This window comes from Aliisedimentitalea sp. MJ-SS2 (assembly GCF_032586155.1).
Lineage (GTDB): Bacteria > Pseudomonadota > Alphaproteobacteria > Rhodobacterales > Rhodobacteraceae > JAWHTC01.
Genome location: NZ_JAWHTC010000003.1, coordinates 439,556 through 453,171, shown reverse-complemented (window position 1 = coordinate 453,171; position 13,616 = coordinate 439,556). Strand labels below are relative to the sequence as shown.

The 13,616-nt window shown below is 63.0% G+C and carries 13 protein-coding genes; 4 read left to right on the top strand and 9 right to left on the bottom strand.

Annotated features, from left to right (window positions below):
* Positions 1-193: 193 nt before the first annotated feature.
* The 6 genes from RXV86_RS14810 to RXV86_RS14785 are packed head-to-tail and all read right to left on the bottom strand — an operon-like array spanning position 194 to position 5,242.
* Entirely contained in the window at positions 194-676 is a 483-nt protein-coding gene (locus tag RXV86_RS14810) for a DUF2269 domain-containing protein (protein WP_316301021.1), read from the bottom strand.
* Position 677: 1 nt separating this feature from the next.
* The gene (locus RXV86_RS14805; RefSeq protein WP_316301020.1) at positions 678-1,976 is read right to left on the bottom strand and encodes an SDR family oxidoreductase; all 1,299 of its coding nucleotides are present in this window, start codon (positions 1,974-1,976) and stop codon (positions 678-680) included.
* Complete coding sequence (locus tag RXV86_RS14800) at positions 1,973-2,965, bottom strand: TIGR01620 family protein (RefSeq protein ID WP_316301019.1); 993 nt, start codon at positions 2,963-2,965, stop codon at positions 1,973-1,975. The genes RXV86_RS14805 and RXV86_RS14800 overlap by 4 nt, the downstream gene beginning before the upstream one ends.
* Positions 2,962-3,399 carry a GNAT family N-acetyltransferase gene (locus RXV86_RS14795; RefSeq protein ID WP_316301018.1) on the bottom strand — a complete coding sequence of 146 codons (438 nt, stop codon included), beginning with the start codon at positions 3,397-3,399 and terminating at the stop codon, positions 2,962-2,964. Before RXV86_RS14795 ends, RXV86_RS14800 begins: the two co-directional genes overlap by 4 nt.
* On the bottom strand, positions 3,396-3,830 hold the full coding sequence (locus RXV86_RS14790; RefSeq protein ID WP_316301017.1) for a GNAT family N-acetyltransferase: 435 nt from the start codon (positions 3,828-3,830) through the stop codon (positions 3,396-3,398). The genes RXV86_RS14795 and RXV86_RS14790 overlap by 4 nt, the downstream gene beginning before the upstream one ends.
* Positions 3,827-5,242, bottom strand: a complete 1,416-nt coding sequence (locus RXV86_RS14785) for a YcjX family protein (protein WP_316301016.1) — start codon at positions 5,240-5,242, stop codon at positions 3,827-3,829. The genes RXV86_RS14790 and RXV86_RS14785 overlap by 4 nt, the downstream gene beginning before the upstream one ends.
* A 97-nt stretch (positions 5,243-5,339) precedes the next feature.
* On the opposite strand from RXV86_RS14785, the gene truA reads away from it, so the two are divergent.
* Positions 5,340-6,107, top strand: coding sequence for a tRNA pseudouridine(38-40) synthase TruA (truA, locus tag RXV86_RS14780; protein ID WP_316301015.1), 768 nt, complete (start codon positions 5,340-5,342; stop codon positions 6,105-6,107).
* 154 nt (positions 6,108-6,261) lie between these two features.
* Here truA and RXV86_RS14775 read toward each other — a convergent pair whose 3' ends face one another.
* Positions 6,262-6,762: an Lrp/AsnC family transcriptional regulator gene (locus tag RXV86_RS14775; RefSeq protein WP_316301014.1), complete on the bottom strand. Its 501-nt coding sequence runs from the start codon at positions 6,760-6,762 to the stop codon at positions 6,262-6,264.
* 223 nt (positions 6,763-6,985) lie between these two features.
* Between RXV86_RS14775 and trxB the strand changes: the two genes are divergently transcribed.
* Positions 6,986-7,930 carry a thioredoxin-disulfide reductase gene (trxB, locus tag RXV86_RS14770; RefSeq protein WP_316301013.1) on the top strand — a complete coding sequence of 315 codons (945 nt, stop codon included), beginning with the start codon at positions 6,986-6,988 and terminating at the stop codon, positions 7,928-7,930.
* Between the two features lie 180 nt (positions 7,931-8,110).
* Positions 8,111-10,186 carry a bifunctional sulfate adenylyltransferase/adenylylsulfate kinase gene (locus tag RXV86_RS14765; protein WP_316301011.1) on the top strand — a complete coding sequence of 692 codons (2,076 nt, stop codon included), beginning with the start codon at positions 8,111-8,113 and terminating at the stop codon, positions 10,184-10,186.
* A 66-nt stretch (positions 10,187-10,252) separates the two neighbouring features.
* Here RXV86_RS14765 and RXV86_RS14760 read toward each other — a convergent pair whose 3' ends face one another.
* Positions 10,253-11,380, bottom strand: a complete 1,128-nt coding sequence (locus RXV86_RS14760) for a hypothetical protein (RefSeq protein ID WP_316301010.1) — start codon at positions 11,378-11,380, stop codon at positions 10,253-10,255.
* A gap of 139 nt (positions 11,381-11,519) precedes the next feature.
* On the opposite strand from RXV86_RS14760, the gene RXV86_RS14755 reads away from it, so the two are divergent.
* Positions 11,520-12,263 (top strand): arylmalonate decarboxylase, encoded by a 744-nt coding sequence (locus RXV86_RS14755; RefSeq protein ID WP_316301009.1) that lies wholly within the window; start codon positions 11,520-11,522, stop codon positions 12,261-12,263.
* A gap of 175 nt (positions 12,264-12,438) precedes the next feature.
* On the opposite strand, the gene RXV86_RS14750 is transcribed toward RXV86_RS14755, so the two are convergent.
* Positions 12,439-13,602, bottom strand: coding sequence for a cytochrome P450 (locus RXV86_RS14750; RefSeq protein ID WP_316301008.1), 1,164 nt, complete (start codon positions 13,600-13,602; stop codon positions 12,439-12,441).
* Between the last annotated feature and the right edge of the window lie 14 nt (positions 13,603-13,616).

The following is a 13,616-nucleotide window of genomic DNA, read 5'->3' as shown; positions in this document are numbered from 1 at the left end:
CACTGCCCTTTCAAAATCACCAGCGCCTGCGGGCGGTCTGGTGATCGCACGGCGGCGCTACGCGCCTTGATTCCGTGCGGGTTCCCCGAGCCAAAGGACCGCTCAAGACCGAAGCAGACGTCGCTTGTGTCACATCAGAAAGGCCCCCGAACCACGGTTCATGGATCACCGAAGAAACCCTGCCCGCACGGCCTCAGAACGGCAGCACGACGTCGGGCCGCATCAGCATCAACCAGAGGATCCCCATCACCGCAAAAAACGCCGGGAACCCGCAGGCGAACCAGATGCGGAACAGGCGGTAATGGCGTGGCGGCAGGGGCTGGTTCGCGGCCACGGCGGCGCGGGCAAGGTCGCGCAGGCGGGTCTGGATCCAGACCACCGGTAGCCAGAAAGCCCCTGTCAAAACGTAGAGCGCCAGTGACAGCACGATCCAACCTTCGGTGAGGGACCAGCCCAGTTCATGGGCCAGCCAGAGCCCTGTGATCGGTTGGATCACCACGGCCGAGGCGGTGAAGATCATATCGGCGATCACCACCACGCCAGCGGTATGGGCGACGGCATGGGCGTCACCGCTGCGATGCGCCATCAGCATGAAAAACGCGATCCCGGCCCCGGTGCCCAAAAGCACTGAGGCACCGATCACATGCAGCCAGCGCAGCAGGTCAACAAGCTCCATCCTAGCGGCTTTCCAGAAGCGGCAGGGCCACAACGGCCAGCATCATGCCCGGCAGGATTTTCAGGAGCGGCCCCAGAGGGTCGGCCCAGAGCCACGGCGTTATCACCGTGCCCAGCCCCAGGTAGACCAGGCTGACCAATACCATGCCCAGCGCCGCCTTCTGTGCCGTGGGCCGCCACAAGAGCGCCGCCGCGAGGCCGATATCGACCAGCGCCCAAGCCGCGACCGAAAGCTGGGCGGCCCAGAGTGGCCAGCCGGCCTCAAGCAATGTACCCGCCGCAAAATCAAGCTGTGCCAGCCCGATCAGGCCGGACAGCACCCAGAACAGCGCCAGCGTGCCGACCACGAAAGGCATGACCAGACGGGCGCGGGCCGCCAGGCGGTCCTCGGAGCGGGCGGGCATCCGGGCGAGCGTCTCGCCCAGCGATGCGATCGGGAAACCGCCGGCGGCGCGCCATGGTTCCGGGTCGCCAACTACCTCGTCGGAGAGCGCTGTGAGCGCGTTCGAGCGCAGCGGCGAACGCCAGCCGAGACGACCCAGCAAGTCGGCACCGAAGGACGTCAGCTTCAGCAGCCATTTCGGGGCGTTGATCGTTCTGTTGGCCGGCGCAAAGCCAAGCCAGGACCGCAAGGACGCAGTAATCTCGCCCAAGCTGTGAGGACTGTCCTCAACCAGGTCGGCCTCGGTGCCCGAGGGTATGTCGCCCCTGATACAGGCCTCGACGGCGCGACCAATGTCGCGCGTGCCGATGGTCTGGATCGGGATGCCGCCCATCGCCAGCGGCTGCACCAACGGCACGGCGCCCAGCATCCGCAAGAGGCCAGTCGCGCCGTAGGCGGTGCTGGCAAGCACAAGGCCGGGGCGCAGGACCCAGTGCTTGGCCCCCGAGGTGCGCACGGCGGCATCACCCGCGGCCTTGGAACGGAAGAAATGCGTCGTGGCGTCGGGCCTGACGCCGATCGACGAGATCTGCACCAGCGCGGTATTGTGGGTGGCGCAGGCCTCGGCCAGGGCGGCGACGGATGTGGCATGCACCGCTGTCAGATCATCGCTTGGGCCGTCCTGCAACGCCCCGGCAGCGTTTACCACCACGTCGATGTCGCGCAGGTAGGGCAGCCAATCCGACGGCACGGTCATGTGGGCCATGTCGTGGATATACCAATCGAGCCCGGGAAAGGCCTGCCGCGCGGTCAGGATCGAACGGCCCAGCCCGGTGACGTGATGGCCTGCCTCGATCAGGTGGCGGGTGATCGCCGCCCCGATCATGCCATAGGCGCCAACAACGAGAATCCGGCTCATTTGCTGCTCCCGAAGAGGCCCTTGAGCGCCCGGCCCACGGTGGCCGAGACCGAGGGGCGCTTGGTGGCGGAGAACGGCAAGGGACGGCAGACCTCGATGGCCGCGACACCGACACGGGCGGTGAGTGCGCCATTGACCACGCCTTCGCCGAAACGGCGCGAAAGCTTGCTCAGAAGGCCACCACCTGCGAGCGAGCCGAGCATGTCATCGCCCACGGCGACTGCACCGGTGGCGACAAGGTGGGTCAGCACGGCACGCGTCAACCGCCAGGAGCCCAAAGTGCCAGAGCGCCCGCCATAGACCTCGGCCACCCGGCGGATCATGCGCAGGTTGGCGGTGAGCGCGGCGACCACGTCGGCCAGGGCCAGTGGCACGATGGCGGTGACGGTGGCGACCTGTCTGGCGGCGGCTTCGACCTCGCGCAAAGCGGCCTTGTCGAGCGGGGTCAGCAACTCGGTCTCGGCCAAGCCCAGAAGGGCTTCGGCATCGAATTGCTCGTCTGACCTTTCGGACAGCCTTGCGCGGCCCCATTCGGTGATTTCGCGCCCGGAATAAAGGCGATCGAGGCGTGAGACCACATCGCGGGCGGCGTCAAGATCATTGTCAGCAAGCGCGGTTGTTGCGGCGTGATGCAGCGCATCCATCCGCCGAAGGCGCGAGAAGGCAGCAAGTTCCTTGATGGCAATGGCCAACAGCACCAGCAGGAAGGCCACGCCCAACGCGGCCACGGCCCAGCCAAGGAGTGGCGCGCGGTCGATCAGACCGAGGGCGAAATCCCATGCGGCCACGGACAGGAAGGCGGTAACCAGCGCCACCAGCAACCCCCAGAACCAGCGCGCCAGCCGCGATGGGCGCCGCGTGGCGAGCGCCGCGACAGATTGCATCGCCCTGCCCTCGGGCAAATCAATGGTTTCAGGCACCGGCGGGGCCTCGGCCGGGCTGGCGGGCTTTTTGCCTTCGAGATCAATAAGAACCGGGCCGTTGGTCATGGTGCATCCTTTTCCCAGATCATCCGCAAATCGGGCAGACCGTCATCATTGCCCTGCCCGAAACCAAGGCTTGCAGTGTAAAACCCGTGAGCGACATAGAAGGCCCGCGCCTGGGTGTTGTCCTGCGCAGTCCAGAGCTCCAGCCGCTCGGCTTGTCTCTTAGCCTCGTGCATCAACAGCGAGGCGATCCCCTGCCGCCGGGCATCCGGATGGGTATAGAGCGCATGCACCCGGTTCCCATCGCGGGCAAGGAAGCCACGCGGCCCCAGCCGCCCCGGCACATGGGTGATCTGCCGCTTGCGGATCAATCTCGCCAACAGCTTCAAATCCCCGAGGCGCGCCCGCAATGAGCGACGAGGCGCGGCACTCCACAGGATTCGGGCCAGTCGGAACAGGTGCCAGAGGCGGGCGTGACGGGGAGTGGGTTTTGTCATGCGCGCCCTCTTTCCCAGGCAAATTGCACATCCGGCAACCCTTCTTCATTGTCGCCATCGGTGCGGTCGATCTCGGTGAATCCTTCGCGGGCGTAAAAGCACCGCGCACCGGGATTGGTCTGGAAACACCACAAACGCAGATGATCACGCCCGTCGCGGGCCCGATCGAGCAGTGCCGTACCAATCCCCTGCGACCGGGCCCCCGGCGCAACGTAAAGCGCCGGGACCGCATCATTGTCGACCGAGATAAAACCGGTTGGCGGGGCCGGGTCGGTCACGAAAACCTGCACCTTCTCAGCCAGATGGGTCACGAACTTCAGATCGTCGTCGCGGCTGTGCAGCACGGGTATCCAAGGGGTCTCGCGCGCCCAGTCGCCACGGATCCGAGCCAGGGCCGCAACATGGGCAGAGGTTGCAGGAGCGATCTTCACAACCGATCCCCCAACAGGAACTCGGCAGCACGATCCAGCCGGATATGCGGCGGCCCCTCGTTCGGTTTCAGGCTGAGCTGCGCGGGCGCGAACTGCATCACCTCGTAATCGGCATCAAGCCAGGTCTCGGCTCCGTCGCGGGCGGGATTGAGCAGGCGCATCGGGTCCTGCGGCAGATCACCGGGGTAGAAGGCTGCTTGTTTGCCGGTCTCGAGCAGCGTGCCGCGCACACAATCCAGCGCCTCGCCCTCATGGGTCAGGGTTTCTTCGGTGGTGGCGCGCAAGGACGCCATCGCCATGGCGCGGGTGTCAGCCCCGGCAAAATCGGCCCGGTCTGCAGCGTCACGCACCAGCGCCTGCATGATCGCCGCCAGCCGGTCGTGTTGTTTATGGTGCAGATGATCGGCCTTGGTGGCGGCAAACAGAATCTTTTCGACCCGCTTGCCCATCAGGAGCCGCGTCAGGAACGCGTTGCGCCCCGGGCGGAAGGCACCAAGGATATCACTCATTGCATGGCGCATGTCATCGACAGCCCGCGGCCCGGAATGGATCGCGCCCAGCGCGTCGATCAGCACCACCTGCCGATCGATCCGCGAGAAGTGATCGCGGAAAAAGGGCTTCACCACCTGCGATTTGTAGGCCTCATAACGGCGCTCCATTTCGCGGCGCAGCGAGCGACGCTTTGACGGGCCATCCGAAGGCAGCGGTGCAAAGGTCAGCGCTGGCGAGCCAGCCAGGTCACCGGGCAGCAGGAACCGGCCCGGGGTGCAGTCGGAAAAGCCCTGCGCACGGGCCTCATGCAAGTAACCGGTGAAGGAATGGGCAAGATCACGAGCGACCGTTTCATCGTGTTTTTCATCACCCTGGGCTGTGCGGGCTAGATCCAGATAAGCCTTTGCACAAGCGCGGTTTTCCAGCCTTTGCAACACATCGCGAGACCATGTCCCATAGTCCTTGTCCATCAGACCCAAATCTAGCAGCCACTCGCCGGGGTAATCGACAATGTCGAGATGCATAATGCGCGGTCCTTGCAGGCCGGAAAGCAGCCCCGAGGGCCGCACACGAAGCGACAGGCGCAGTTCCGATACGGCGCGGGTGCTGTCGGGCCAATGCGGGTCGGCGGCGGTCAGCGCGCCCAGATGCGCCTCGTAATCAAACCGCGGTACAGTGTCGTCGGGCTGGGGTTGCAGGAACGCGGCCTCGATCCGGCCTTCTTGTGCCGCCACCAGCCCCGGCATCCGCCCCCGATCCATCAGGTTCGAAACCAGCGATGTGATGAACACGGTCTTGCCCGCCCGCGACAGACCCGTCACACCCAGTCGGATAACCGGCTCGAAAAACGTCTCGGACACGGTGTCAGAGATATTCTCGACCCCGCGGGTGATCGTATCTGCCAACCTTGCAATAACCACTCGACGCCCCTTTGCGCATCTTCACGCCATAGATAATATCCCCCTGCCTGCGATGCCACCCCTTGCAGCTGCGACGCAGGAAGCGCTAAGGGCAGATATGCCCAGATACGCGCTCAAAATCGAATACCACGGCGCACCCTTTGCCGGGTGGCAGCGCCAGGCCGATCAGCCCTCGGTTCAGGGGGCGATCGAACAGGCTCTGGCCCAGCTGGAACCACGCGACCACACCATCGCCGCCGCCGGACGCACCGATGCCGGCGTACATGCCCTGGCGCAGGTGGCACATTGCGACATGGAACGCGACTGGAAACCGTTCCGCCTTTCCGAAGCCCTGAACTACCACCTGAAACCGCAGCCGGTGGCAATCGTAGATGCGGCACAGGTTGATGATGCCTGGCATGCAAGGTTCTCCGCCATCGAACGGCAGTACCTCTTCCGTCTGCTGGTGCGCCGGGCGCCCGCCACACATCTGAAGGGGCTGGTCTGGCAGGTGAAGAGCCAACTCGACCTCGAGGCAATGCGCGCAGGCGCGGCCCATCTGATCGGGCGACATGACTTCACCACTTTCCGCTCGACCATGTGCCAGGCAGAAAGCCCGGTGAAAACGCTTGACGAGATCACCATTGACGAACGCCCCCACGAGACCGGTACCGAGTTCGCTTTTCACCTGCGGGCACGGTCCTTTCTGCACAACCAGGTGCGTTCGATTGTCGGCACCCTGGAGCGGGTTGGCGCCGGATCATGGCCGCCCGAGCAGGTGAAATCAGCGCTTGAGGCCTGTGACCGCGCTGCCTGTGGCCCGGTCTGCCCGCCGGAGGGGCTTTACTTGGCAGGGGTCGGGTATCCCGACGATCCTTTCGGCTAAGACAATCGTCGGATTTTGAGCAATTGAACCAAGAAAGAGAACCTGCCTCGGTCTCTTTCTTGGAGGTAAATACTCCGGGGGTTTGGGGGCAGCGCCCCCAAGGCCTCCGTGGCCCGAACGGACTCCAAACTGCGCGCGTCAGCGCACCGCCGGGTTACGCGCTGCGCGACAGACGCTCTTCCAACACCTCGAAGGGCACGCCAGGATCATCCTTGGCGTCGCGGATAACCAGAGAGGTTTTCACCGATGCCACGTTATCTGCTGCGGTCAACTCCTCGGTCAGGAAGCTCTGGAAGGTCGACAGATCGGGCGCCACGCATTTCAGGATGAAATCCACCTCGCCATTGAGCATGTGGCACTCGCGCACCAGCGGCCAGCCGCGGCAGCGGTCCTCGAAAGCCGAGAGATCCGCCTCGGCCTGGCTTTGCAGGCCAACCATGGCGAAAACCTGCACTTCGAAACCCAGTTCACGCGGATTCACATCGGCATGGTAGCCCCGGATCAGCCCCTGTTCCTCGAGCGTGCGCACCCGGCGCAGACAGGGCGGGGCCGAAATGCCGACGCGTTTGGCCAGCTCGACATTGGTCATGCGCCCATCGGCCTGCAACTCGGCCAGAATCTTGCGGTCGATAGGGTCAAGGCGCGAACCTGGCATGCGGGCGACTCCTGCTTTTTGGATTTTCGGATGTTATAGCACCGCCAAGCGCGCGCGCAATAATATTTCGCGCATCCGCAACATCGTTACACAGAGTTTTTTGCCCCACGGCGCGGCGCGACAAAGCGGCACCCGGACCAGTTCCCGGGGGCCAAGGGGGTTTTCTCGCGCCCGGCGCGTGGTTATATGCCGCGAGAACGCAAATTCAGCCGGGGGGCTCATCATGGCCGAGACACGTCACACCAAGGTTCTGATCATCGGATCGGGACCCGCAGGGTATACCGCGGGGGTTTATGCCAGCCGCGCCATGCTGGAGCCGATCCTGGTGCAGGGGCTCGAGCCCGGCGGACAGCTGACCACCACGACGGAAGTGGAAAACTACCCCTCGTTCATCGACATCCAGGGCCCCGAGTTGATGATGAAGATGGAAGAGCACGCCCGCGCCACAGGCACTGAAGTTATTGGCGACATCATCACCGATCTCGACCTGAGCGAGCGCCCGTTCAAGGCCAAGGGCGACAGCGGCACGCTTTACATCGCCGACGCGGTGATCCTGGCGACCGGGGCCCGGGCCAAATGGCTTGGGCTGGACAGCGAGGAGAAGTTCAAGGGCTTTGGTGTTTCCGCCTGCGCCACCTGTGACGGATTCTTCTATCGCGGCCAAGAGATCGTCGTGGTCGGCGGCGGCAACACTGCCGTCGAGGAAGCGCTGTTCCTGACCAATTTTGCCTCGAAAGTGACGCTGATTCACCGCCGCGACGAGCTGCGTTCGGAGAAGATCCTCGAAGACCGGTTGATGAAAAACGAAAAGATCGAACCGTTGTGGTTCCACACGCTGGAAGAAGTGATGGGCGACGAGGACCCGAAGGGGGTCACTGGCGTCAAGGTCAAGCATGTGAAGACCGGCGAAATCAGCGAGATCCCGTGCAAGGGTGTGTTCATCGCCATCGGCCACGCACCGGCAAACGAATTGGTCAAGGACGTGCTGGAGACCCATATGGGCGGTTACGTGGTGACCAAACCGGATTCGACCGCCACCTCAATCCCCGGCGTTTTCGCCGCCGGCGACCTGACCGACCATGTCTATCGCCAGGCGGTGACCAGCGCCGGCATGGGCTGCATGGCCGCGCTCGAGGCCGAGCGTTTTTTGGCCGAGCAGAAAGACTGAGGGACAACCACCTGAAAACAAGTCTGTTTTCGAACGCCCCGCCTCAACCGGCGGGGCGTTTCGCGTTGCAACCCGGCCATACCGCAGAATGCCCCGAATTGAACTCTTGATTTTTGTTCAGAAATGAACAATACGGGATTTGTTCACAAATGAACGCACATCGAGCAGCGCCGGATAACTATGCCCGAAGCCACAACCCAAATGTCCGAAGACGCCGATCTGCGTTTTCGCCTGTTGCGCCAGCTTGACCTGGCGCCCGAGGCGTCGCAGCGGGAGACGGCCGAGGCCTTGGGCATCAGCCTGGGCAAGCTCAATGCATTGCTGCGCGCCGCCACCGAGGCCGGTTTCGTGCAGATCAGCGACAGCGCCAGCACCGACCGGCGCAAACGCCAGGCCTATCTGCTGACCCCCAAGGGGGCGGCGGAAAAATCCCGCCTCACCGATCAATTCCTGGCCAGGAAACTGGCCGAATATGACGCGCTGCACGCCGAACTGACCGGCAGCACCAGCAACCTAGTCAATAGTAAGAACAGGACCCAAACCATGCAGAACCTTCACGCCCCTATCCCCGAGCTTTTCGTCTCGTATGACAGCGCGCAAAAGCTCAAGCGCGAAGCCGTCGACCTGGTGTCGTGGGATCTGACCCCGCGCCAGATCTGTGACCTGGAACTTCTGATGAACGGCGGCTTCAACCCGCTCAAGGGGTTCCTGACCGAAGAAGACTACACCGGTGTGGTCGAGAGCATGCGGCTGGCCGATGGCAGCCTGTGGCCGATGCCGATCACGCTGGATGTGAGCCAGGACTTTGCCGACAGCATCGAACCGGGTCAGGACATCGCCCTGCGCGATCAGGAAGGTGTGATCCTGGCAATCATGTCGATCGGTGACAAATACACCCCCAACAAGGCCCGCGAGGCCGAGAAGGTGTTCGGCTCTGATGACGATGCCCACCCGGCGGTGAACTATCTGCATAACGTGGCCGGTCCCGTCTATCTGGGCGGGCCGGTCACCGGCATCCAACAGCCAGTGCATTACGATTTCCGTGGCCGCCGCGACACCCCCAACGAATTGCGCGCCTATTTCCGCAAGCTGGGCTGGCGCAAGGTTGTCGCCTTCCAGACCCGCAATCCGCTACACCGGGCGCACCAGGAGCTGACCTTCCGCGCCGCCAAGGAGGCGCAGGCCAACCTGTTGATCCACCCGGTCGTGGGCCTGACCAAACCGGGCGATGTCGACCATTTCACTCGCGTGCGCTGTTACGAGGCGGTTCTGGACAAGTACCCGCAATCGACCACATCGATGAGCCTGCTCAATCTGGCGATGCGCATGGCCGGCCCGCGCGAGGCGGTTTGGCACGGCCTGATCCGCGCCAACCACGGCTGCACCCATTTCATTGTCGGCCGCGACCACGCCGGCCCGGGGAAAAATTCCGCGGGCGAGGACTTCTATGGCCCCTACGATGCGCAGGATCTGTTCCGCGAGCATCAGGAGGAAATGGGCATCGAAATGGTCGACTTCAAACACATGGTCTATGTGCAGGAGCGCGCCCAGTACGAACCCGCCGATGAGATTGCCGACAGGGACAACGTTACCATCCTGAACATCAGCGGCACCGAGCTGCGCCGCCGTCTGCGCGAAGGGCTGGAAATTCCGGAATGGTTCAGCTTTCCCGAGGTGGTGAAGGAGCTGCGTCTTCGTTATCCACCGCGGTCGCAACAGGGGTTCACCGTGTTCTTCACCGGTTTCTCGGGCTCGGGTAAATCGACCATCGCCAACGCGCTTTTGACCAAGCTGATGGAAATGGGCGGGCGTCCGGTGACGCTGCTTGATGGGGACATCGTTCGGAAAAACCTGTCGAGCGAACTTGGCTTTTCGAAAGAGCACCGCGACCTCAACATCCGCCGGATCGGTTACGTTGCCAGCGAGATTACCAAGAATGGCGGTATTGCCCTCTGTGCGCCGATTGCACCCTATGCCACAACCCGGCGTGCCGTGCGCGAGGACATCGAATCCTATGGCGCCTTTGTCGAGGTTCATGTCGCCACCACGATCGAGGAATGCGAACGCCGCGACCGCAAGGGGCTCTACAAGCTGGCACGCGAGGGCAAGATCAAGGAGTTCACCGGAATCTCCGATCCTTATGACGTGCCGGTCGATCCGGAGCTGCGGGTCGAGACCGAGAATGTCGAGGTCGACAACTGTGCCCACCAGGTGATCCTGAAATTGGAATCGATGGGTCTGATCGGGACCAACTGATCCGCCCTGACGAAAGTAAGAAAGCCTCGGTGCCGCATGACATCGGGGCTTTTTCTATTTCCGCGCCTAGCTGCGTCCGGCGGCAAAGGCGGCGGCTTTGGCCCGGTCGCGCCGCAGGGTTTCAAACAGCCGCTCGTAATCGGACAGGCGCATGCCGAAGGCCTTTTGGAAGGCTGTTTCCCAATTGTTCCCGTGACCGAGATAACGCCAGTAGTTCAAGATTGACTGGGCACCATTACGCTCGGCCAGAAGGCGCGCGGCAAGATGCGCGACCGCGTATTGATCGCCCCCCTTCAGGGCGCCATGTTCGCGCATGTTGCGAAGCGACTTCGCCGATTTTGCCGCACGATTGACGTAGCCACCAATCCCGGGGTTCTTGAGCCCGCCGTGGCGGATCAGCCAGTCAAGTTGTGCCACTTCGGCGGTGCCCTCGACCATCCATTTGGGGCCCATTGAGCGGCGAGCATAGTAGTTGCGCCGGGCAAAGCTCTTGGAATTGGTCAGTTCGCGCTGCACGTGATGCATGTATTCATGCACCATGATGCCGGTGATCACGCGCCTTGTCTTCTTTTGCCAGGCGGCATCGAACCGTTTGGCCGTGGGCCAGCAGACAAGAAGCTGATTGATGATTGCCACACCGCCATAGCTGTAGCCCTCGTCGCAGACACGGTTGATGAATTTTGACATGCCGCCAAAGGAATAGCGCCGCTTGCGCTGCAGCTCGGCGGCAAAGCCCGCCAGTTCGCGGACATCGTGCGAGCCGGCCACATCAACCCGGCTGGCTGACAGGAAACCGTAGCGGCTGCGGAAATAGTTTTCGGTATCGCGAAACGCCTGGGCGACCACCTTGTGCGGCACCGATCCGGGCCCGCCATGGGCATAGACGATCGGTGGCTTGGCCGAGGGCATAAATTTGCGCGCAGCCGGGTGGGACATGCCAATCTCGCGGCACCAGCCAACGGCGGTTTCAAGCTTGAAGCCCGGCAGCGCGCGTATGGCGGCGGATTTTCCCTGTTGTTTCATGGCCTGCGTGGCGGCTCGAGTCTGAGGATCGACCCTGCCGTCCGGTTTCGGCACCGAATAGCCCAGCGCCGCCACCTGAGCTTCGACACAGGCGACCGACGGATCCGGTCCCGCCGCATGACCCGGCAGCGCAAGAACCAGAAGAAAAAATGAAAAAAGAAAAGACGGCATGAAACGCAAAACGGTACCTTTTGTGTGTGTTTCCGCCACGCTCCAACATCCCTGACGGTTTCGCAAGTCCAATCGGCACAACCGTTAAGTGTTGCCCTTTTCCCTTGCCAGAGAACGGCCGTCTGCGCAGGCTGTGCCCATGGCGGGAGTTGACGATATCTTCGATGGCGGTGCGCATCCGCGCGCCAAGATCGGGTTCGTCCTGCTGGCAACCGAGCAGACCATCGAGGATGACGCGATGCGGCTTTGTCCCGAGGGCGTTGGCATGCATTTCACCCGGGTCAGCAACCCGGATTCGATCACGCTCGACAGCCTGACCGACCTGGTCGGTGACCTTTCCCGGGCGGCAAGCACGCTGTTGCCGGACGGATCATTGGACGTGATCTGTTACGGCTGCACGTCGGGCAGTCTTGTGGCCGGCGAGGACCGGGTTTTTACCGAGTTGAACAGGGGTGCGCCGGGCGCTGTGGCGACATCGCTGATCACCGGGGTGATCGCCGCCATGCAGGCGCTGGATGTGCGACGGATCGCGGTGGCGACGCCCTACCTGGACGAGATCAACAATATGGAACGGGTCTATCTCGAAGACCGCGGTTTCGATGTTGTGCGGATCGAGGGGCTGCAGCTGGAAAAGGACAGCGACATGATCCGGGTGCGGCCCGATTTCATCGCCGAGTTTGCCGCGTCGCTGGACGGGCCGGAGGTGGACGCGGTGTTCATCAGCTGCGGTGCGCTGCGGTCGCTTGGCATTGTGGGCGGTTTGGAACAGCGGCTGGGCAAGCCGGTGATCTGCTCGAACCAGGCAATGATCTGGGATTGCCTGCGCAAGGCCGGGATCAAAGATCGGCTTGAGGGGTTCGGGCGATTGTGGCGGGAATTCTAGGGTTTAGCCAACTCGCGCGGCTATTGGCCTTGAGCTGACTTTCGAATTGCTTGCGCAATCCGACCGGCTGGGGGGCCAGCCCCCCAGACCCCCCGGGATATTTCTGGCAAGAGGAAGAGGCGAGCCGGGGTGTTGGAATGACCGCTTCAGGCCAAACCCGGCAGTCCGAGAATCGCTAAACCTCCCAAGCCACCGGCATCGACAACGGTCCCCGGAACGCCCAGCCACCGAATTCGGTCTCACCCTCCAACTTTAACCCGGGCAACCGATCAAAGATCATCGGCAGCGCCACATCGGAGATCAGGCTTCGCGCGGCCCACGCCCCGGCACAGAAATGCGGCCCCGCGCCAAAGGCGATGGACGGCGCGACATTCTGGGTCATGTCGAACAGTTCGGGTCGGTCGAACACCGTTTCGTCCCGGTTGCCCGATCCGAACATGAGAAACACCCGGTCCTCGGGTTCGAGCGTGACACCGTGCAGCTGATACCGTTGCGCCACACGGCGCGGGCTCATCCCCACCGGAGACATCCAGCGCGAATACTCCTCGAAGGCGTCCAGCCAGCTGGCGTCTCCGTCGTCGATCATCTGCAATTGGTCGGGATGGGTCAGAAGGGTCCAGACCACGCCGGAAATCACGTCACGTATCTCGTTCTGCCCGCCCGAGATGGCCAGTTTGACGTTGGCCCGTGTTTGGGCGTCGCTGAGCCCGGCCTGCAGGTGTACCGACAGGAGCGACGTGTCGGGTGTCTCGGTCAGTGCCGGGATCATTTCGTCGATATAGCGGTCAATGGCGGCGGTGCAGTCGTGGCAATTGGCCTCGACCTCCGGGTCGCCACGGTAGTTGGCGCATCCGTCGATCATGCCCTGGCTGACGCGATCCATCTCCTGCCAGCTGATGCAGGTCAGCCCGGTGATGACCTTGAGCGCCTCGCCGGCAATGCGCCGCGAGATATCGCGCACCATGTCGGCATGGCCCTGTGGGTGGATATCCGCCAGGGTTTCGGCGGTCAGGCGCTCGAAGGCCCCTTTCCAGACCTGCTTCACCGTCTTGGGCGACACGGTGGGAAAGATCGCCCTGCGCTCGGCCATGTGCGCCTCGCCATCCTTGCGCATCATGTTCTGACCCATGAGCAGGGTCATCAGGCCCTCGGGCTGGTCGGACGAGAAGATCTCGATCTTCTTTTCGTTCTCGAAAATATCGTCACGGCGAGTCAGCAGCGTGGCGCCCAATTGCGGCACATAGGCCACCGGGCATTCAGTGCGCATGCGTTTGAGATCCGGATAAGGGTCACGCCAGAAGGTATCGGGATCGATTTCGTAATGCGGGGCGTTGGACATTGAGCGATTCCCTT

Excerpts from the sequence above, each read along its gene's own strand:
- RXV86_RS14810 (WP_316301021.1), bottom strand. The coding sequence starts at position 676 with ATGGAGCTTGTTGACCTGCTGCGCTGGCTGCATGTGATCGGTGCCTCA.
- RXV86_RS14805 (WP_316301020.1), bottom strand. The coding sequence starts at position 1,976 with ATGAGCCGGATTCTCGTTGTTGGCGCCTATGGCATGATCGGGGCGGCG.
- RXV86_RS14800 (WP_316301019.1), bottom strand. The coding sequence starts at position 2,965 with ATGACCAACGGCCCGGTTCTTATTGATCTCGAAGGCAAAAAGCCCGCC.
- RXV86_RS14795 (WP_316301018.1), bottom strand. The coding sequence starts at position 3,399 with ATGACAAAACCCACTCCCCGTCACGCCCGCCTCTGGCACCTGTTCCGA.
- truA (WP_316301015.1), top strand. The coding sequence starts at position 5,340 with ATGCCCAGATACGCGCTCAAAATCGAATACCACGGCGCACCCTTTGCC.
- RXV86_RS14775 (WP_316301014.1), bottom strand. The coding sequence starts at position 6,762 with ATGCCAGGTTCGCGCCTTGACCCTATCGACCGCAAGATTCTGGCCGAG.
- trxB (WP_316301013.1), top strand. The coding sequence starts at position 6,986 with ATGGCCGAGACACGTCACACCAAGGTTCTGATCATCGGATCGGGACCC.
- RXV86_RS14765 (WP_316301011.1), top strand. The coding sequence starts at position 8,111 with ATGCCCGAAGCCACAACCCAAATGTCCGAAGACGCCGATCTGCGTTTT.
- RXV86_RS14760 (WP_316301010.1), bottom strand. The coding sequence starts at position 11,380 with ATGCCGTCTTTTCTTTTTTCATTTTTTCTTCTGGTTCTTGCGCTGCCG.
- RXV86_RS14755 (WP_316301009.1), top strand. The coding sequence starts at position 11,520 with ATGGCGGGAGTTGACGATATCTTCGATGGCGGTGCGCATCCGCGCGCC.
- RXV86_RS14750 (WP_316301008.1), bottom strand. The coding sequence starts at position 13,602 with ATGTCCAACGCCCCGCATTACGAAATCGATCCCGATACCTTCTGGCGT.